The organism is uncultured Tateyamaria sp. (genome assembly GCF_947487805.1).
Classification (GTDB): Bacteria; Pseudomonadota; Alphaproteobacteria; order Rhodobacterales; family Rhodobacteraceae; genus Tateyamaria.
Map to the genome: position 1 here is coordinate 458,293 of NZ_CANKXW010000001.1, position 18,160 is coordinate 476,452.

16 protein-coding genes are annotated in these 18,160 nt (G+C 66.1%); 6 read left to right on the plus strand and 10 right to left on the minus strand.

The window, feature by feature from the left end:
• Positions 1–75 precede the first annotated feature (75 nt).
• Positions 76–1,581, plus strand: a complete 1,506-nt coding sequence (hpaE, locus tag Q0949_RS02285) for a 5-carboxymethyl-2-hydroxymuconate semialdehyde dehydrogenase (protein WP_299367983.1) — start codon at positions 76–78, stop codon at positions 1,579–1,581.
• Positions 1,582–1,614: 33 nt separating this feature from the next.
• A complete protein-coding gene (locus tag Q0949_RS02290) occupies positions 1,615–3,012 on the plus strand; it encodes a pyridoxal-dependent decarboxylase (protein WP_299367986.1) in 1,398 nt (465 codons plus the stop codon).
• 3 nt (positions 3,013–3,015) lie between these two features.
• Here Q0949_RS02290 and Q0949_RS02295 read toward each other — a convergent pair whose 3' ends face one another.
• A complete protein-coding gene (locus Q0949_RS02295) occupies positions 3,016–3,912 on the minus strand; it encodes a glucokinase (RefSeq protein ID WP_299367989.1) in 897 nt (298 codons plus the stop codon).
• A 252-nt stretch (positions 3,913–4,164) separates the two neighbouring features.
• Between Q0949_RS02295 and Q0949_RS02300 the strand changes: the two genes are divergently transcribed.
• Positions 4,165–5,328, plus strand: coding sequence for an ROK family transcriptional regulator (locus Q0949_RS02300; RefSeq protein WP_299367992.1), 1,164 nt, complete (start codon positions 4,165–4,167; stop codon positions 5,326–5,328).
• A 7-nt stretch (positions 5,329–5,335) separates the two neighbouring features.
• Here Q0949_RS02300 and Q0949_RS02305 read toward each other — a convergent pair whose 3' ends face one another.
• Both Q0949_RS02305 and Q0949_RS02310 read right to left on the minus strand, forming a co-directional pair.
• Positions 5,336–6,076, minus strand: coding sequence for an SDR family oxidoreductase (locus Q0949_RS02305; protein ID WP_299367996.1), 741 nt, complete (start codon positions 6,074–6,076; stop codon positions 5,336–5,338).
• A 2-nt stretch (positions 6,077–6,078) separates the two neighbouring features.
• Positions 6,079–6,714 carry a YceI family protein gene (locus Q0949_RS02310; RefSeq protein ID WP_299367999.1) on the minus strand — a complete coding sequence of 212 codons (636 nt, stop codon included), beginning with the start codon at positions 6,712–6,714 and terminating at the stop codon, positions 6,079–6,081.
• A 96-nt stretch (positions 6,715–6,810) separates the two neighbouring features.
• On the opposite strand from Q0949_RS02310, the gene Q0949_RS02315 reads away from it, so the two are divergent.
• A complete protein-coding gene (locus Q0949_RS02315; protein ID WP_299368003.1) occupies positions 6,811–7,698 on the plus strand; it encodes a LysR family transcriptional regulator in 888 nt (295 codons plus the stop codon).
• Here Q0949_RS02315 and Q0949_RS02320 read toward each other — a convergent pair.
• A complete protein-coding gene (locus Q0949_RS02320; RefSeq protein ID WP_299368006.1) occupies positions 7,695–8,153 on the minus strand; it encodes an Lrp/AsnC family transcriptional regulator in 459 nt (152 codons plus the stop codon). The two genes, Q0949_RS02315 and Q0949_RS02320, sit on opposite strands and share 4 nt — an antisense overlap.
• Before the next feature lie 126 nt (positions 8,154–8,279).
• Here Q0949_RS02320 and Q0949_RS02325 point away from each other — a divergent pair, with 126 nt between their 5' ends.
• Positions 8,280–11,684 (plus strand): indolepyruvate ferredoxin oxidoreductase family protein, encoded by a 3,405-nt coding sequence (locus Q0949_RS02325; RefSeq protein ID WP_299368010.1) that lies wholly within the window; start codon positions 8,280–8,282, stop codon positions 11,682–11,684.
• Here the strand turns inward: Q0949_RS02325 and Q0949_RS02330 are convergent.
• The 6 genes from Q0949_RS02330 to Q0949_RS02355 all read right to left on the minus strand — a co-directional run bounded on the left by Q0949_RS02330 (position 11,671) and on the right by Q0949_RS02355 (position 16,808).
• A complete protein-coding gene (locus Q0949_RS02330; RefSeq protein ID WP_299368013.1) occupies positions 11,671–12,336 on the minus strand; it encodes a D-lyxose/D-mannose family sugar isomerase in 666 nt (221 codons plus the stop codon). The two genes, Q0949_RS02325 and Q0949_RS02330, sit on opposite strands and share 14 nt — an antisense overlap.
• Before the next feature lie 4 nt (positions 12,337–12,340).
• Positions 12,341–13,255: a carbohydrate kinase gene (locus Q0949_RS02335; protein WP_299368016.1), complete on the minus strand. Its 915-nt coding sequence runs from the start codon at positions 13,253–13,255 to the stop codon at positions 12,341–12,343.
• Positions 13,252–13,869 carry a nucleoside/nucleotide kinase family protein gene (locus tag Q0949_RS02340; protein ID WP_299368019.1) on the minus strand — a complete coding sequence of 206 codons (618 nt, stop codon included), beginning with the start codon at positions 13,867–13,869 and terminating at the stop codon, positions 13,252–13,254. Before Q0949_RS02340 ends, Q0949_RS02335 begins: the two co-directional genes overlap by 4 nt.
• 1 nt (position 13,870) lies before the next feature.
• The gene (locus Q0949_RS02345; RefSeq protein ID WP_299295043.1) at positions 13,871–14,638 is read right to left on the minus strand and encodes an ATP-binding cassette domain-containing protein; all 768 of its coding nucleotides are present in this window, start codon (positions 14,636–14,638) and stop codon (positions 13,871–13,873) included.
• Entirely contained in the window at positions 14,638–15,705 is a 1,068-nt protein-coding gene (locus Q0949_RS02350) for an ABC transporter permease (RefSeq protein ID WP_299368022.1), read from the minus strand. Before Q0949_RS02350 ends, Q0949_RS02345 begins: the two co-directional genes overlap by 1 nt.
• Before the next feature lie 83 nt (positions 15,706–15,788).
• Complete coding sequence (locus Q0949_RS02355; RefSeq protein ID WP_299368025.1) at positions 15,789–16,808, minus strand: sugar ABC transporter substrate-binding protein; 1,020 nt, start codon at positions 16,806–16,808, stop codon at positions 15,789–15,791.
• A 149-nt stretch (positions 16,809–16,957) separates the two neighbouring features.
• On the opposite strand from Q0949_RS02355, the gene Q0949_RS02360 reads away from it, so the two are divergent.
• Positions 16,958–18,160, plus strand: a complete 1,203-nt coding sequence (locus Q0949_RS02360) for an ROK family transcriptional regulator (protein ID WP_299368028.1) — start codon at positions 16,958–16,960, stop codon at positions 18,158–18,160.

The window sequence follows — 18,160 nt, forward strand, 5'->3', positions numbered from 1 at the left end:
CCGGCGCACGCCTTGCAATATATTTTTTGCGTCCATCGGTTCACTATATGAACCATCAAGGAAAGTGCACAAGCGATGACCAACCTTGCCACGCATCTGGCCAAACTGCGCCCGCATCTCGACGATGTGGCCGCGCGCGGGTTGCTGAACCACATCGGTGGCGCGGCGGTCGGTGGCGTGGCGGATCGCTGGTTTGATGCCACATCGCCGGTGGACGGCAGTGTGATCGCGCGCACGGTGCGTAGCGATGCCGCCGATGTCGACCGGGCGGCGCAGGCGGCGCGCGCGGCCTTTGGTGCGTGGCGCGACATGCCAGCGACCGAGCGCAAGGCCATCCTGCACGCCATCGCCGACGGCATCGCCGCACGCGCGGACGATATCGCCCTGTGCGAATGCTGGGACACCGGGCAGCCATGGCGCTATATGGCGCGGGCGGCCCTGCGCGGGGCGGAGAACTTCCGCTTTTTCGCGGACCGGGTCGCATCCGCGCGCGATGGGCAGGCGATGCCGTCGCCCGGCCTGATGAACATCACCACCCGCGTGCCGATTGGCCCGGTGGGGGTGATCACGCCGTGGAACACGCCCTTCATGCTGTCGACGTGGAAAATCGCGCCCGCACTGGCCGCGGGCTGCACGGTGGTGCACAAACCGGCGGAGCTGAGCCCCTGGACCGCGCGCATCCTGATCGACATCGCCGAGGCGGCGGGCCTGCCGCCGGGGGTCTGGAACCTGATCAACGGCACCGGGCCAGAGGCGGGCCGCGCCCTGACCGAACACGCGGATATCAAGGCCATCGCCTTTGTCGGTGCGTCCCAGACCGGGGCCGCGATCATGGCGCAGGGGGCGCCCACGCTCAAACGTATCCAGTTCGAGCTGGGTGGCAAGAACCCGATGATCATCTTTGCCGACGCAGACCTTGAGGCCGCCCTCGATGCGACCTTGTTCATGAGCTTTGCGCTCAATGGCGAACGCTGCACCGCATCGTCGCGCCTGCTGGTGCAGGCGGGCATCGCGGACCGGTTCGAGGCGGCACTGGCCGCGCGCATGGACGCGATCCGCGTGGGCCACCCGCTGGATCCCGCCACCGAGGTTGGCCCGCTGATCTCCGCGGATCACGCGGCGCGGGTGCGGAGCTGGATCGAGACCGGCCAACGCGAGGGCGCGCAGCACCGGGTGGGCCGCGCCGAGGGGCAATACATCGCGCCCACGCTGCTGACGGGTGCGCGCAACGACATGCGTGTCGCCCAGAACGAGATCTTTGGCCCCGTGCTGACCTCCATCCGGTTCGAGACAGAGGACGAGGCGCTGCAACTGGCCAATGACAGCGCCTACGGGCTGACGGGCTATGTCTGGACGGCGGATGCGACGCGGGCGTTGCGGGTGTCAGAGCGGCTTGAGGCGGGGATGGTCTGGGTCAACACCGCCAACCTGCGGCACCTGCCCACCCCGTTCGGCGGCATGAAATCAAGCGGGATCGGCCGCGATGGCGGGGACTGGTCGCTGGAGTTCTACATGGAGCAGAAACATATCGGCCTTGGCACCCGCGATCCGGATGTGCCACGACTGGGTGTCGGCGCGTGACGGACGGCGACCATCGAGCAAGGGGATGCGGCAATGAGCTGGGATGAATTTGCAGAGGCGGCCAAGCGCGCCGCCGACTGGGGTGCGGCCTATCATGCGACGCTGCGCGACCGGCCCGTGCGGGCGCAAACGGCCCCCGGCGACATCGCCGCGGCTCTGGAGCCAAGCCCGCCCGAGGATGGTACCGCGCTGGCCGATATCATGGCGGATTTCGAAACGGTTGTGATGCCCGGCATCACACATTGGCAGCATCCGAGGTTCTTTGCCTATTTCAACTCGAATGCGGCCCCCGCATCCGTGCTGGCCGAATTCCTGGCCTCGATCATCGCGCCGCAATGCATGCTGTGGCAGACCTCGCCCGCCGCGACCGAGATGGAAACCCGCATGCTCGACTGGTTGCGTCAGTCGCTGGGCCTCGCGGACGGGTTCCAGGGGGTCATTCAGGACAGTGCGTCGTCGGCCACGCTGGCGGCGGTGCTGACCATGCGCGAACGCGCGCTCGACTGGGCGGGCAACACGGCCGGGCTCGCTGGTCAGCCCCGGCTGCGCGTCTACTGCTCGGATCAGGTGCACAGCTCGATCGACCGGGCGATCTGGGTATCGGGTATCGGGCAGGACAACCTGGTCAAGATCCGCACCACGGGCGATTTGCGCGCCATGGACCCCGCCGACCTCGAGGCCGCGATCCTCGAAGACCGTCAGGCGGGGCGCATCCCCGCAGGCATCATCGCGGCCACAGGGGCCACGGGCATGGGCGCCTGCGATGACCTTGAGGCTGTCGCGGCCATCGCCGCGAAATACGACATCTACACCCATCTCGACGCCGCCTGGGCCGGGACGGCGATGATCTGCCCCGAATTCCGCCCGCTGTGGCGCGGGGCGGATCAGTTCGACAGCATCGTGTTCAACCCGCACAAATGGCTGGGCGCGCAATTCGATTGTGCCGCGCATTTCCTGCGCGACCCGGACCAGCTGCGCCAGACGCTGGCGATCCGGCCCGAATACCTCAAGACCCACGCCCAGGGCGAGATCACCGACTATTCGGAATGGTCGATCCCGCTGGGCCGCCGGTTCCGCGCGCTCAAACTGTGGTTCCTGATGCGCCATTACGGGATGGAGGGGCTGCGCACCCGCATCCGCAACCATGTCGCATGGAGCCAGTCGCTGTGCCACCGTCTCGGCGCGGAGGACGATTTCGAGATCGTGACAGAGCCGATCCTGTCGCTGTGGACGTTCAAGGTGGCCGGGGCGTCGGATGATGACACGCAGCGGCTTGTGGACGCCATCAACGATGACGGGCGGATCTATCTGACGCAGACGCTGGTGGACGGGGCAAAGGTGATCCGCTTTACCGCCGGGCAATTCGACTGCGACGCGCGCGACTTTGACACCGCCTTTGACACGATCACCGAGATCGCTCGCGCCCTCTAGAGGTCAGGAGGTGACGCGCAGATACCGCGCGCAGCCGTGCAGCGCGGAGGCGTCGTTGGTCATCAGGTATGTGGGAATGTTCGGCATCCGGTCGCCAAAGCGGTCATCCGCCAGAAGCGGGGCCAGCGCCAGATCACGCGCGGGCGATTTGATCAATGTCTGCGCAAGGCTGCCGTTGAAGAATATGCCGCCCTCGGGCAGGTAGATATAGGCCAGTTCTCGGACCAGCGCGCCAAGGGCACGGGCGGCAAGCGCGATTGTCTCGGCCCCACCGTCGGAGGCGCCCACATCTTCGGGCAGGCAATGGATGCCCGTCCGGGCGTGGTGCAGGTTGGCAAACCCGCGCCCCGCCAGCAGGTGTTCGACCGTGCGGAAGGCCGACGGGTCCGCCACTGCACCGTCCAGAATGGTCGCGACCGATTGGGGCACGCAGGCATGGCCCATCTCTGCCGCGAACACGACGCCCGAAGGCCGGTGCGCCACCGCGACGTTGAAGCCGGTGCCCAGACCCACGACCATCGCCTGCGGCTCGTCCGGGGCGGGGGTGCCGCTCAGATGTTCCAGCGACGGGCCTGACAGCACGCAGATCGCGTGGCCATGCGCCTCGAGATCGTTCAGTAGATGTACCGCGCCCAGCGACAGCTCTGACGCCAGTGCGGCGGCGTCGAAATGCCAGTCGCGGTTGGTCAGCCGCCCTTCGCCCTTGCCCACCGGACCCGCAATGGCGATGGCCGCGGCATCCAGCACCGGGTGATCCGCCATGAACACCCGTGCGACTTCGGCAAAGCCACTGTAATTGTCGTTGCGAAACCGTTTCACGGTCTCGGCACGCACGCCTTCTGCATCGGCGAGGGCCAACCGGCAATTGGTGCCGCCTACATCTGCAACCAGATACAGCATGTGCGTATCGTCCCCGTCTGGCCGCGCGCCCCTGTTCGGAGGGACGGCCTGTTTCCATTGGTGCCACCTGCGGCAGAATCCGCTGTGCGCATCCCTGATATTACGCGACTGCGCGGTCTGAAACCCTTTAAATTCGGAACGCTAATTAAATTGGACAATGCGGTCAAAAAACGTCAGGCTGATCGCGAACACCAAGCGCAGAGACTGCACCGTATGGCATTTGGCCACCAAAAAGTAGAAAGCAGGCGCCGCGTGCTGCGCGAGATATCGCAGCACGGGCCGTTGCCGCGTATCGATCTGGCCGAACGGACCGGGATAAGCCGCGCGACGGTGACGGCCGTGACCGGCGAATTGCTGCGCGGCGGGCTGATCGCAGAGGTGCCGCGCGATCCGCAGGCGGACGAGGCCGCGCGGGGCCGTCCGCGCGTCGACCTCAAGATCGACGGGGCAGCGCACCTGATTGCCGGGCTCAAGGTGTCGGACGCGTCCATCTCGCTGGTGCTGATCGATTTCAACGGCGTGCGCGTGGCCGATCACGAACGCCCCTTGCCGCAACCGCGCCTGTCGCCCGACCGGCTGACGGCGGAAATCGCGGCGGGGCTGGATGCGCTGGCGGTACAGGTCGACCGGACACGCAGTGACATTTCCGGCGTCGGCGTGGGTCTGGCAGGTATCGTGGATGCGCCCCACGGGCTGGTTTACTGGTCGCCGTCGCTGGATCAGCGCAACGTGCCCTTTGCCGATGTGCTGACGCAGGGGCTGGGGATCCCGGCCTATGTGGACAATGACGCCAACCTCGTGGCCAAGGCCGAGATGATCTTTGGCGAGGGCAAGGACCATTCCGATTTCATCGTCATCACCATCGAAAGCGGTGTGGGCATGGGGATTGTGCTGGGCGGTCAGGTCTATCGCGGAACGCGCGGCTGCGGCGCGGAATTCGGGCACACCAAGGTGCAGGTGGATGGCGCACTTTGCCGCTGCGGGCAGCGCGGCTGCCTCGAGGCCTATGTCGCCGATTATGCGCTGGTGCGCGAGGCGACCAGCGTCGGCGGCGTGACCCTCACCGCGTCCACGGCCCATGCGGTCAACACGATCCTGACGGCGGCCAAGTCCGGCGACCCCACGGCACGCATGGTGATCGACCGCGCGGGCAAGATGTTTGCCATGGGCCTCGCCAATCTGGTGAACATCTTCGACCCCGAGCTGGTCATCCTCGCAGGTGAGCAGATGCAGTTCGACCACCTCTATGCCGATGCGGTCATCGAAGAGATGCAAAAGGGCATCGTCCAGATCGACAAACCCGCACCTGCGGTTGTCGTCCACAAGTGGGACAATCTGATGTGGGCCAGCGGTGCGGCGGCGCACGCGCTGGATTTTGTGCAGGATCACGCCGTCACCGCCCTGCAGGACGGCTAGGCCCGGATCACAGCGGCGGCAGCCCGGCGATGGCGCGCCCTTCGGCGGTCTTGAGCGAGAAATCCTGCCCCCGCCAGTCGTCCCCCGCCGGGCCCATCAGCACCGCAATGGCCTGCGCGACCCAATCGGCCGGGATATGCGCGTCCCAGGCCAGTTGGCTGACCGGGTTGATCCCGCTGGCGGCGATGTCACGCTGCATATCCGTGGCCACGGTGCCGGGGGACAGGCCCATGACCCGCACACCTGCGCCGCGCACCTCCTTGTCCGCCACGCGGGTGAGGGACAGCACTGCCGCCTTGGTGGCGCAATAATGGCTCCACCCTTCCAGCGCGGATGTGGCCGCCCCGGACGAGATGTTGATGACCGTGCCCGTCCCGCGTGCCACCATGCCCGGCAATGCGGCTCGCAATCCGTGATAGACCCCCATCAGGTTCACGCCCACCGCCGCGGCCCAGGCGCGCGGATCGCTGTCGGTCAGCCGCGCGATCGGGTCGATCAGCCCTGCGTTGTTGATCAGCGCGTCGACCGGCCCCGCGATGTCGAACATCTGCGCCACCTGTGCCGCGTCGCTGACATCGCAGGGCACCGCGCGCGCGCCGATCTCGTCCGCAAGCGCGCGCAAGGCGTCACCGGACCGCGCGGCCATCACCACGTCCGCGCCCAACCCCGCCAGCCTGCGGGCCGTCGCGGCCCCGATGCCCTTGCTGGCACCGGTGATCACGACGGTCTTGCCCTTGATCCCGTCCATGCTCAGCGCCCCCATGTGCAGGGGATGTTGCCATCGGACGCGCCCGCGCATTGCACCAGATCGAAATGCAGATCCAGGTCCACGCTCAACCCCGTGGGGCTGTCGAGAAAGGCGATGAAATCCATGCCGTGGTCCAGCCGCAGCAGCTCTCCGGTTGCCTCGAATCCCACCACGCGGACCTCGTCGTAGTTCGGGATGAAATCGGGATAGGTCCGGTCCCGCACCATGGTGAAATCCAGCGTGATCGGTGCCGTCTGACCGCGCAGCGTCACATCCCCGGTCAGCTTGCCGGATGTCGGCGTCAGCATCAGGATGTCGGTGGACACAAAGGTGATCGTGGGCGCGTTTTCCGCATCCAGGTAATCGGCATGGCGCAGATGGGCGTCCCGGTCGGCGTGATTGCTGTCGACGCTGGCGGCGTCGATGGCAAAGGTGATGCGCGAGTTTTCGGGCGCATCCTCGTCGATCAGGAACGTCCCGTCGAACGTATTGAACCGGCCCACCGTCCGGCTCAGCCCCATGTGGTTGATCTCCCAACCCACATGCGCATGGCCGAGATCGAGCTTCCACTCCTGCGGCTCTGCCTGAGCGGTGAGGGTGGATGCGAGAAATGCGGCAAAAGGTAATGTGCGTGTCATGGTCTGTCTCCTGTGCGTGACAGGGACGGAGGTAAGCCATGCGACTTGCGCAAAAAACATGGCGGAACCCATCAGTATCGTGCATATATCACACGAATGGACACCCAAGCCCTCAGAACCCTGCAACTCGTCGCCCATCACCGCAGCTTTGCCGAGGCCGCGCGGGTGCTGGACGTGGACCCATCCTCGGTCAGCCGCGTGGTCGCCTCGGTCGAGGCGCAACTGGGTCTGCGGCTCTTTCAACGCTCCACCCGGCAACTGTCGGTGACGGAGGCGGGCGCGCTGTATCTGGCGCGCGTCGGCCCGCTGCTGGATGATCTGGATCTGGCGCGCGATGCGGCCGCACAGGTGGGCGCGCGCCCAAGCGGTCGGGTGCGGTTGACCGCCTCGGTTGCCTTTGGTCAGGAGGTGATCGTGCCGCATCTGGCCGACTTGCGCGACAGCCTGCCCGAGATTGAGCTGGACATGCTCTTTACCGACCAGATGGTGGACCTTCTGGCCGCACAGGTCGACATCGCGATCCGGCTGGCCCCGGCCCCCAAGGGTGATCTGATCAGCACGCGGCTTATGTCCACGCGCTACCGCGTCGTGGCCGCACCCTCCTATGTCGTGGCCCACGGACACCCACGCACGCCCCAAGACCTCGAAACCCGCGATTGCCTCCGGATGAGCCTGCCCGACTACCGCACCGAATGGCGGTTCCGGGACGCGGAAGCGGATGGCACCGTGCCGGTGTCGGGGCCGTTCGTGATGTCCAATGTCCTGGCCTTGCGCGCCGCCGCGCGGTCCGGGCTGGGCCCGGCACTGCTGGCGGACTGGATGACCGACGGCGACATCGCGCGCGGCACGCTCGTGGATCTCTTTCCCGACCACGCCGTCACGGCAACCAGCTTTGATACCGCCGCCTGGCTGCTCTATCCCAGTCGTGCGTACCTGCCCGCCAAGGTCCGCGCGGTCATCGATTTCCTGCGCGCACGGATCTAGACGGCGACACCCGCATTGGCCTTGATCTCGCGCAGGACAACATTGGTCTGCGCACTGGCCACGGCGGGCAGGCGAAACAGGAACGTCTCCAGAAACGCGTTATAGGCGTCGATATCCGGGCAAAGCACGCGCATCTGGTAATCGGACTGGCCGGTTGTGGCATAGCATTCGACAACCTCCGCCCGCACCGCGACCGCGCGGATGAATGCCTCCAGCTCTGCCTCGCTATGGCGGGCCAGTTGCACATGCACGATGGCCTGAAATCCCAAACCCGCCGCCCGCGCATTTACAATGGCACCATAGCGTTCGATCACGCCCGCCTCCTCCAGTGCCCGCACCCTGCGCCAACAGGCCGAAGGCGACATGCCAACGAGGTCGGCCAGATCGGCGTTGGACATCCGGCTGTCAGATTGAAGCTGGCGCAGAAGGGCGCTGTCCTTGGGGTCGAGCTGCATCTGAAGACATTATCCATAATCGGGTCGATAATCGACAGGAATTTTCAGAATTTTCCGAAACACCGAGCATTACGGCGAAAATGACCAGGGGATCCGGGATAATCTGCACCGCAAAGGAGCCCGCCCATGTCCGACCCCCGCCACAGCTTTGCACCCTATACGCTGAACGACCGCTATGACCGGACCGAGGGGCGCGTGTACCTGACCGGGACGCAGGCGCTGGTGCGGATCATGCTGGACCAGGCGCGCCGCGACAAGGCGGCGGGGCGCAGGACCGCAGGGTTCATCTCGGGCTATCGCGGCTCCCCCCTGGGTGGGGTGGACCGGGAACTGTGGCGCGCGGGCCAGCGGATCGCGCAGTCCGACATCACCTTCATGCCCGCCGTGAACGAAGACCTCGGCGCCACGGCGGTTCTGGGCGCGCAGCAGGCGGTGCTCGATCCCCATTGCACGCATGAGGGCGTGTTTTCCATGTGGTACGGCAAGGGGCCGGGCGTGGACCGGTCGGGCGATGCGCTCAAGCATGGCAACGCCTACGGGGTGTCGCCGCTGGGTGGCGTGCTGGTGGTGGCGGGGGACGACCACGGTTGTGTGTCCTCGTCCATGCCGCACCAGTCCGACGTGGCCTTTATGGCGTGGTTCATGCCGACGCTGAACCCGGCCACGGTCGCGGAATACCTCGAATATGGTGCCTACGGCATCGCGCTCAGCCGGTTTTCCGGCACTTGGGTGGGGTTCAAGGCGATCTCGGAAACGGTGGAAAGCGCGGCCTCCATCGACCTGCCGCCCGACCCGGTCTTTGCCCAGCCTGATTACACCGCGCCGCCGGGCGGGCTGCATATCCGCGCCGCGGACCTGCCCAGCCCGGAGATCGAGACCCGCATGGGCCACAAGCTGGAGGCCGTGCGCGCCTTTGTCGAGGCGAACCCGATTGACCGCGTCCTCTATGACGTGCCGGGGGCGCGGTTCGGCTTTGTCACCACCGGCAAGGCCCATATGGATCTGCTCGAAGCACTGCGCCTGCTTGGGCTCGATGCGGCGGCCTGCCGGGCCCATGGCATCGACATCTACAAGGTGGGCATGGTCTGGCCACTGGCCCTGCGGGACGCGCGCGCCTTTGTGCGCGGCAAGACCGAGATCATGGTGGTCGAGGAAAAACGCGGCCTGATCGAAAGCCAGCTTAAGGAGGCATTTTATGACCTGCCGCGCGACATACCGGAGCGTATGGTAGGCAAGTATGATCCCGACGGCAGATCGCTTGTCCCCTGGACCGGAGAGTTGTCGCCGCTGGTGCTGGCGCCATTGGTGGCGCAACGGCTCGATACTTTTGTGCCCGACCTGAACCTGCCCGCCCGCGCGCGTGCCCTGCAAACACCGCCGACGCTGCTGTCGGTGCCGGGGGCCACGCGCACGCCCTATTTCTGCTCGGGCTGCCCGCACAACACCTCGACCAGGGTGCCCGAGGGATCGCAGGCCGCCAGCGGCATCGGCTGCCACGTTATGGCCTCGTGGATGGACCGCGACACGGGCGGCTATGCGCAGATGGGCGGCGAAGGTGTGCCGTGGGTCGCGGCGTCACGCTTTAACGGCGGCAAGCACATCTTTCAGAACATCGGCGAGGGCACGTGGTACCATTCCGGATCCCTCGCCGTCCGGCAGGCCGTGGCGGGTGGGGCCAACATCACCTACAAAGTGCTGTTCAACGACGCCGTGGCCATGACGGGCGGACAGCCGGTGGACGGCCCCGTCAGCGTGCAGGGCATCGCGTGGTCGTCACATGCCGAGGGGGTCGCGGGCATCGCCGTGGTCTCGGACGCGCCGGAGAAATTCGACCTGCGCGCCTTTCCCCCCGGCACGACGCTGGATGGTCGCGCCAATCTTGACGCGGTGCAGCGCCGCCTGCGCGACGTGCCCGGTGTCACGGTCCTGATCTACGAACAGACCTGCGCCACCGAAAAACGCCGCCGCCGCAAGCGCGGTGACATCCCCGCAGCACCCCGGCTGGCGGTGATCAACCCGGATGTGTGCGAGGGCTGCGGCGACTGTTCGGTGCAAAGCAACTGCCTGAGCGTCGAGCCGCTGCCGACTCCGTTGGGGCCCAAGCGGCGGATCAACCAGTCGACCTGCAACAGCGACATGTCCTGCCTCACCGGGTTCTGCCCCAGCTTCGTGACGCTCGAAGGGGCCGTGCGCCGCAAGGCCCCGGCCAGGGACATCGACCTGCCCGCGCTGATGCGCGACGTTCCTGCGCCCGCCGTGCCCGGGCTGAACGCGCCCTTTGACCTGCTGGTGACGGGTGTGGGCGGTACGGGCGTGGTGACGGTGGGGGCGCTGATCACCATGGCGGCACATCTGGAGGGCAAGGGGGCGAGCGTGTTGGATTTCACCGGCTTTGCCCAGAAATTCGGAACCGTGCTCAGCTATGTGCGGCTGGGGCCGTCACCGGATGCGCTGCACCAGGTGCGCATCGATCAGGGGGCCGCGGATGCCGTCATCGGCTGCGATGTGGTGGTGTCCTCGTCACCCAAGGCATCGGCGCATTACCGGGCCGACACGCGGATGGTCCTGAACCTCGCCGAGATGCCCACGGGCGACAGCGTGCTGAACCGCGATGCGGATCTGGCGGTGGACGCGCGTGTGGCCGCGATCACGGGCGTCATCGGTGCGGACAACCTGCGCAGCGTCGATGCCAACGCACTGGCCGAACGCCTGCTGGGCGACACTGTCTTTGCCAATGTGCTGATGCTGGGGGCCGCGTGGCAGATGGGGCTGGTGCCAGTCAGTGACGTCGCGCTGCGGCAGGCCATCGGGCTGAACGGCGTGGCCGAGGCCGCGAACCTGCGCGCCTTTGACCTGGGCCGGGTCTGGGCGCATGACCCCGACGCGCTGGTCGCGCCGGTGTCCCCGCGGGGACAGATGGACGCGGCCGGGATCATCGCCGACCGTCACGCCCGCCTGATCGCCTATCAGGACCGCGCCTATGCCGATGCCTACAGGGCCGCCTTGGCGCAGCACACCGGCACCTTCGCGCCGGATCTGCAAGCCATCGCGGCGCGCGCGCTGTTCAAGCTGATGGCCTACAAGGACGAATACGAGGTCGCGCGCCTGCATACCGACGACAGCTTTGCCGCCCGTCTCGCGGCGGAGTTCGAAGGCGACGTGCGGATCACCCATCACATGGCCCCGCCGGGCCTGTCTTGGCGCCGCGACAGCCGGGGCCGCCCGGTCAAGCGCGCCTTTGGCCCGTGGATCCGGCCTGTGATGGCGGTGCTGGCGCGGGGCAGGCGGTTGCGTGGCACGTGGGCGGACCCGTTCGGGCACAGCGCGGAGCGGCGTCAGGAACGGGCCTTGATCACGTGGTATACGGACGGTCTGGCGCGGCTGGCACACGGCATCTGCGACGTGGACGCTGCCCGCGTGTTCCTTGCGGCGCCGCTCGAGTTCCGCGGCTTTGGTCCGGTCAAAGCGGACGCGATTGCGCGGCACAAGCCCGAGGCCGATGCCGCGCTGGCGCGTGCTAGTAGTCGCTGACGAGCAGGTGGGTGGGTGCCACATCCTCTTCGATGGTGGAGAATCGCCCGATGGGTTCGGCAAAGATGTTGTCGGTCAGGTCGTCATTGACCGTTGACACTTCGTGGATCAGGCAATCTCCACCCTCGCCCCAGAACGCATGCCACGTCGTCGGCGTCAGCGTGACAGAGGCCCCCACGGGCAGTTTCAGATGCCCACCGGCGGGCAGGGTAACAGGCACCCCGTCGGTCAGCACGTGCACGTCCGCCTTGCGGTCGATCTGGCCCTCGGCGTCGCAGGTAAAGAGCTCGAGCACCAGCGTGGCACCGCCGCGGTTGATGATGTCCTCGGTCTTGAGAACGTGCCGGTGCATCGGCGACAGCTGATCCTGCCGCGAAATCATCAGCTTTTCCGCGTAAAGCATCGCGCCCTGATGGCCCATCTCGGTCAGGTCGCCGTTGCGCATGGTAAAGAGGAACAGACCCATCTCGTCGAACCGGCCCTGGCCATAATCGGTGATGTCCCAGCCAAGGTTGCGGTCGCGGATATGGGCGGCCTTGTCGCTGCGCATCTCGTCAGGCGACCAGGTGCCAAAGGGCGGCACGGTCCAGCCGTGTTTGGCAAAGAAGTCGGCACCATCGGCAAGGATGTCATTTACGCGGGATCGTTTCATCGGATCAGTCCAGTTCGTTGGTCCAGGGCGGGTTCGCCCCGGCGCGGGATACGGTCACAGCCGCCGCACGGGCAGCATGGGTCAGCATGTCGGTCAGCACGTCTTCGGACAGCGTCGGGATCGCGGCGGGCGACAGCGCGCCTGCGCTGCGCAGCGCGGCGAGGCAACCGGCGTTGAACGTGTCGCCCGCGCCGACCGTGTCGACGACCTCGACCCGTTTGGCGGGCACGCGGACGGTGGCGCCGCCCTTGACCAGCGCGGTAGCGCCTGCGCTGCCTTCGGTCAGCAGCAGCATCTTGGGGCCCATCGCCAACAGGGCTTCGCCCTTGGCGGCCAGATCGCCTTCGGGGATCAGCCAGCTGATGTCGTCATCGGACAGTTTCACGATGTCCGCGCGCCCGATCAACCGCTCGAGCCGGGCGCGGTACGCGGCCTGATCGGTGGCAAATCCGGGGCGGATGTTCGGGTCGGCCATCACCAGCGTGCTGGCCGGAACCCCCAGCGCCATATTGGTCAGGCTGTCGGCCACGGGCAGGTTGCACAGGCTGATCCCGCCAAAGAACACCGCCTCTGTCCCCGCGGGGACAGTGGGCAGATCGGCGGGGGCAATCGCGCTTGTCGCGGTTTCCGTGTCGTAAAAGCTGTAGGTCGCGTTACCATTGTCGAGGTGGACAAAGGCCAGCGTCGTGTTGCGATTGCTGCGCACCGCGTGGCTGGTGTCGACATGGCTGCCGGTCAGGTGCGCGTCGATCATGTGGCCGAACGGGTCCGAGGACAGGCCCGTCACCAGCCCGGTGGGCACATCCAGACGCCCCAACGCCACGGCGGTGTTCAGAACCGCCCCCCCCACATGGGGCACATAGGCCCCGTCGGCATTGGGGATCATGTCGATCAGGGCCTCGCCCGCGCAGAGGATCATAAAGGTGTCTCCGTCCATGTGATATCGGCCGGGGCCGAGCGTGTCAGTACCGTCGTGATATTCGGCACGTCGTTGGTGTCAATCCATGCTTGCGCGTCTGGCTTGCCATGTTCGGCCCAGCGGGCCCTGAGCCGGTCGATCAGAACCTCCATCGGGGGATGCAGGGCGATGGAGAACGTCCAGTGGGCGCGCAGGCGGTTCCAGGGTGCCGCATCGAGCAGCAGGTAATTGCCCTCGACCACCACGGTCTTGCAGGACGCGGGCACGCGGCCCGCGCCGGCGATGGCAATCTCGCGCGTGCGGTCAAAGATCGGAAAGACGATCGGGCCGTCGGATTGCAGGGCGGCGATCATGCGCGCGAACCCGTCCGCGTCAAAGGTATTGGGCGCGCCCTTGCGGCTTTGGGTGCCGTCGATGCGCAGCAGCCGGTCATCGAGGTGAAAGCCGTCCATGGGCACCACGACCGACGGCTCGCCCGTCGCCGTCAGGCGCGCAGCGATGGTTGCGGCAAGTGTGCTTTTGCCGCTGGCGGGCGGCCCCGCCACGGCCACGAGACGCCGGTGGGGCGTCGGGGGCCGGTCGAGGATCTGCGCACAGATCTGATCGAGAGTCATATCAGGCCGCCATCTCCGGCTCTGCCGCGCCGGTCATGTAAGCGACGGCGTCGGACATCGAATGTTCCTTGGGGTCGATTACGCAGAGCCGTTTGCCCAGCCGGTGCACGTGGATGCGGTCGGCGATCTCGAACACGTGGGGCATGTTGTGGCTGATCAGGATGATCGGAATCCCGCGGGCGCGTACGTCCTGGATCAGTTCCAGCACCTTGCGGCTTTCCTTGACGCCGAGGGCCGCGGTGGGTTCATCCAGGATCACCACCTTGGACCCGAATGCCGCGGCACGCGCCACGGCGACGCCTTGGCGTTGCCCGCCCGACAGCGATTCAACCGCCTGGTTGATGTTCTGGATCGTGGCGAGGCCCAGTTCGTTCAGCTTTTCGCGGGCGAACGCCTCCATCGCGGATTTGTCGAGACGGCGGAACACCTTGCCCATCAGACCCGGTTTGCGGATCTCGCGGCCCATGAACATGTTGTCGGCGATGGACAGGGCCGGGGACATGGCCAGCTGTTGATAGACCGTTTCGATCCCTTCGGCGCGGGCGTCGATGGGCGAGCGGAAGTTGACCTCGCGCCCTTCGAGCCAGACTTGCCCCTCGTCCGGGACAACCGCGCCCGACACGGCCTTGATCATCGAGGATTTGCCCGCGCCGTTGTCGCCGATCACGGCGAGGATTTCGCCGGGCATCAGGTCAAAGTCGGCGTGGTCCAGTGCGGTTACCTTGCCATAGCGTTTGACGAGGCCGCGTGCCTTGAGGATGGGTTCCATTACGCGCTCACTTTCCGGATCCATTGATCCACGGCGACGGCTGCGATGATCAGCACGCCGATCAACATGAAGGTCCATTGCGGGTCGGCCCCGGCCATGCGCAGGCCCAGTTCGAACACGCCCACGATCAGCGCCCCAAAGAGCGCCCCGGCAATCGAGCCGCGCCCGCCAAAGAGCGAGATGCCCCCGATCACAACGGCGGTGATGGACTGGATGTTGCCGATCACACCGGTCGTGGCCGACGGAGAGATGGAGCCAAAGCGCCCGATCATCACCCACCCCGCCAGCGCGCAGATGAACCCGGCGGTCATGTAGACGGTCATGTAGGTCTTGTGCACGTCCACGCCCGAAAGCTCGGCCGCTTCGGGGTCGTCGCCCACGGCATAGACATGCCGCCCCCACGCGGTTGATCGCAGCACATAGGCCAGCCCGACAAAGAGGCCGATCATCACCACGACACCAAAGGTGAACGTGGCGCCGCCAAACTGGATCTTGGTGCCGAGGAATTGCAGGAAGGCGGCCTCGGCCTCGATGTCCTGGGACCGGATGGTTTCGTTTTCGGAATAGAGGTAATTCGCGGCGAGCACGATCTGCCACATGCCCAGCGTCACGATGAAGGGGGGCAGTTTCATGCGGCTGACCAGCCAGCCACTGATCGCGCCCAGTGCGGTGCCAACGGTCATGCCGATGGCCACGGACACGGCCGGCGGCACGCCGTATTGGAACGTGGCCTTGCCCATCACCACGGTGCACAGCACGGCAATCGCGCCCACGCTGAGGTCGATGCCCGCGGTCAGGATGATCAGTGTCTGCGCGGCGGCCAGCACGCCCACGATCTGCACCTGTTGCAGGATCAGCGTCAGCGCGAAGGGCGAAAAGAAGCGTGATCCCAAGAGGATGCCGAAAAGGGCAATCGAGAACAGCAGGACCGTCAGTGGCACCAGAGACGGTGTCTGGTGCAGGGTGTGTTGCAGGCGGCCCACAAGGCCTTTGCGCGTGTCTTCGAACTCGGCGACCTTGGCGTCGGCGGTCGAGACGGCAGATTCGTAATTGTCGGATGGGGACATGGGGTGGCGTTTCCTCGGGCAAGACGGGGGGCAGGCGTGATGCCCGCCCCCCGATGCGTTAGGTCAGGTATGCTGCGGCGGGATCAGCCCCAGCAGAGGTCCTTGCCTTCGGCGACCGAGATGCTGTCCACACCGTCGGCGGGCTTGTCCGTGACCAGGGCGACGCCCGTGTCAAAGAACGCCTTGCCATCTGTGGCTTCGGGCTTGGTGCCGTCCTTGGCCCATGCGGCAATCGCCTCGATGCCCAGAGATGCCATCAGCAGCGGGTATTGCTGCGATGTGGCGCCGATCACGCCATCGGCCACGTTCTGCACGCCGGGGCAGCCGCCGTCGACGGACACGATCAGCACGTCGTTTTCACGACCAATCGCCTTGAGCGCCTCATAGGCACCGGCAGCGGCGGGTTCGTTGATGGTGTAGACCACGTTGATGAAGGGGTCTTTGGCCAGCAGGTTCTCCATCGCGCGGCGGCCGCCTTCTTCGTTGCCGGCGGTCACGTCATTGCCGACGATGCGGGCGTCGGTTTCGTCGCCCCATTTGTTTGGGTCACCAATGTCGATGCCAAAGCCGGTGAGGAAGCCCTGATCGCGCAGCACACCCACGGTGGGCTGGCTGATGGCGAGGTCGAGCATCCCGATCTTGGCATCCGCTGCGGCGTCGCCCAGCGTGGCGGCGGCCCATGCGCCGATCAGTTCACCGGCGAGGAAGTTGTCCGTTGCGAACGTCATGTCCGCTGCGTCAATCGGTTCCAGCGGCGTGTCGAGCGCGATGACCAGCAGGCCTGCGTCGCGCGCCTGCTGCACCACCGGCACGATGGAGGCAGTGTCGGAGGCGGTCAGCAGGATGCCCTTGGCCCCGTTGGCGATGCAGGTTTCAATTGCCTGCACCTGCGTTTCGTGGTCGCCATCCACCTTGCCCGCGTAAGAGCTGAGGTTCACGCCCAGCTCTTCGGCCTTGGCGGCCGCACCTTCGCGCATCTTCACGAAGAACGGGTTCGTGTCCGTTTTGGTAATCAGGCAGGCCGATACGCCGTGGCCATCCGCAAATGCGGCCCCGGCCATGGCTGTCACTGCACACGCCGTGCTCAAAAGTAGTTTCTTCATGGTGTCCTCCCAAAAAAGTGGTCGCGCCGCACGTGTACGTCCGGAAACAACTGCCCTAAGGGAAACGCGATTCTGTTAGACTGTCAATTAATAATTCAACTTGATTTATTAATCCATGACATAGAGGATGAGGCGGGAAGGAGCGGTCAATGACCTTGGACCACGTGCGCAGTCTGTCCGGAGGCATCAATCAGACGGGCGTTCGCGCCTATAATGAACGGCTGCTGATGTCGATCCTGCAACGCAATGGCGCGTTGCCCGGCAGCGATCTGGCGCGGCGGACCGGGTTGTCGCCGCAGACAGCGTCGGTGATCCTGCGCAAGCTGGAGCAGGACGGCCTGTTGTCCAAGGGGGATCCGGTCAAGGGCAAGGTGGGCAAGCCGTCGGTGCCCTTTGCGCTGAACCCTGACGGGGTGTTTTCCATCGGGCTCAAGGTGGGGCGGCGGAGTGCCGACCTGCTGGTTCTCGATATGATGGGGCAGGTGCGGTACCAGCTGCGCGAGACCTATGATTACCCGCTGCCCAGCAACGTGTTTTCCTTTCTGAACAACGGCTATGCCGAGTTGATGGCGGCGATGCCGGATGACATGCGGCACCGGATCTGCGGAGTGGGGATTGCCGCACCGTTCGAGCTGTGGAGCTGGCACGAGTTGCTGGGCGCCCCGGAGGAGCAGTTCGCCGCGTGGAAGGACGTTGATTTTGCAGAAGAGGCGCACCGGATCACCGGGTTGCCTGCGCATATGGTCAACGATGCGACGGCGGCGTGCCGGGCAGAACATATCTTTGGCGTGGGGCGCGAGTATCGCGATTACCTTTATTTCTTTCTGGGGGCCTTTGTCGGCGGGGGCGTGGTGCTGGATCACGCGGTGTTCGAAGGCAATCAGCGCAACGCGGGCGCGCTGGGCACCTTGCCTGTCGTTGATCTGGACGGGCGGCCCGCGCATCTGATTGACCTGGCGTCGATCCGCACGCTGGAGCTGCACCTGATCCACGCGGGGCACGATCCGCGGCAGCTGTGGCAGCAGCCGCAGGACTGGTCGCATCTGGAGCCGTTCGTGGAACCGTGGCTGCGCCAGACTGCGGATGCCCTGGCCACGGCCACGGTGGCGGCCTGTGCGGTTCTGGATTTCGAGGCGATCGTGATCGACGGGGCGATGCCGCCGGGCATACGCGCGCGTCTTGTGACGATGACGCGCGATGCGCTGGCCACCAAGGACATGCGCGGTCTGATCCGGCCCATCACCGCAGAGGGCCAGATCGGGGCCAATGCGCGCGGCATTGGCGCGGCCGCCGGACCCATCATCAGCCAGTTGATGCTGGACCGGTCGGCGGCCTTGTTCGATCAGGCGTGA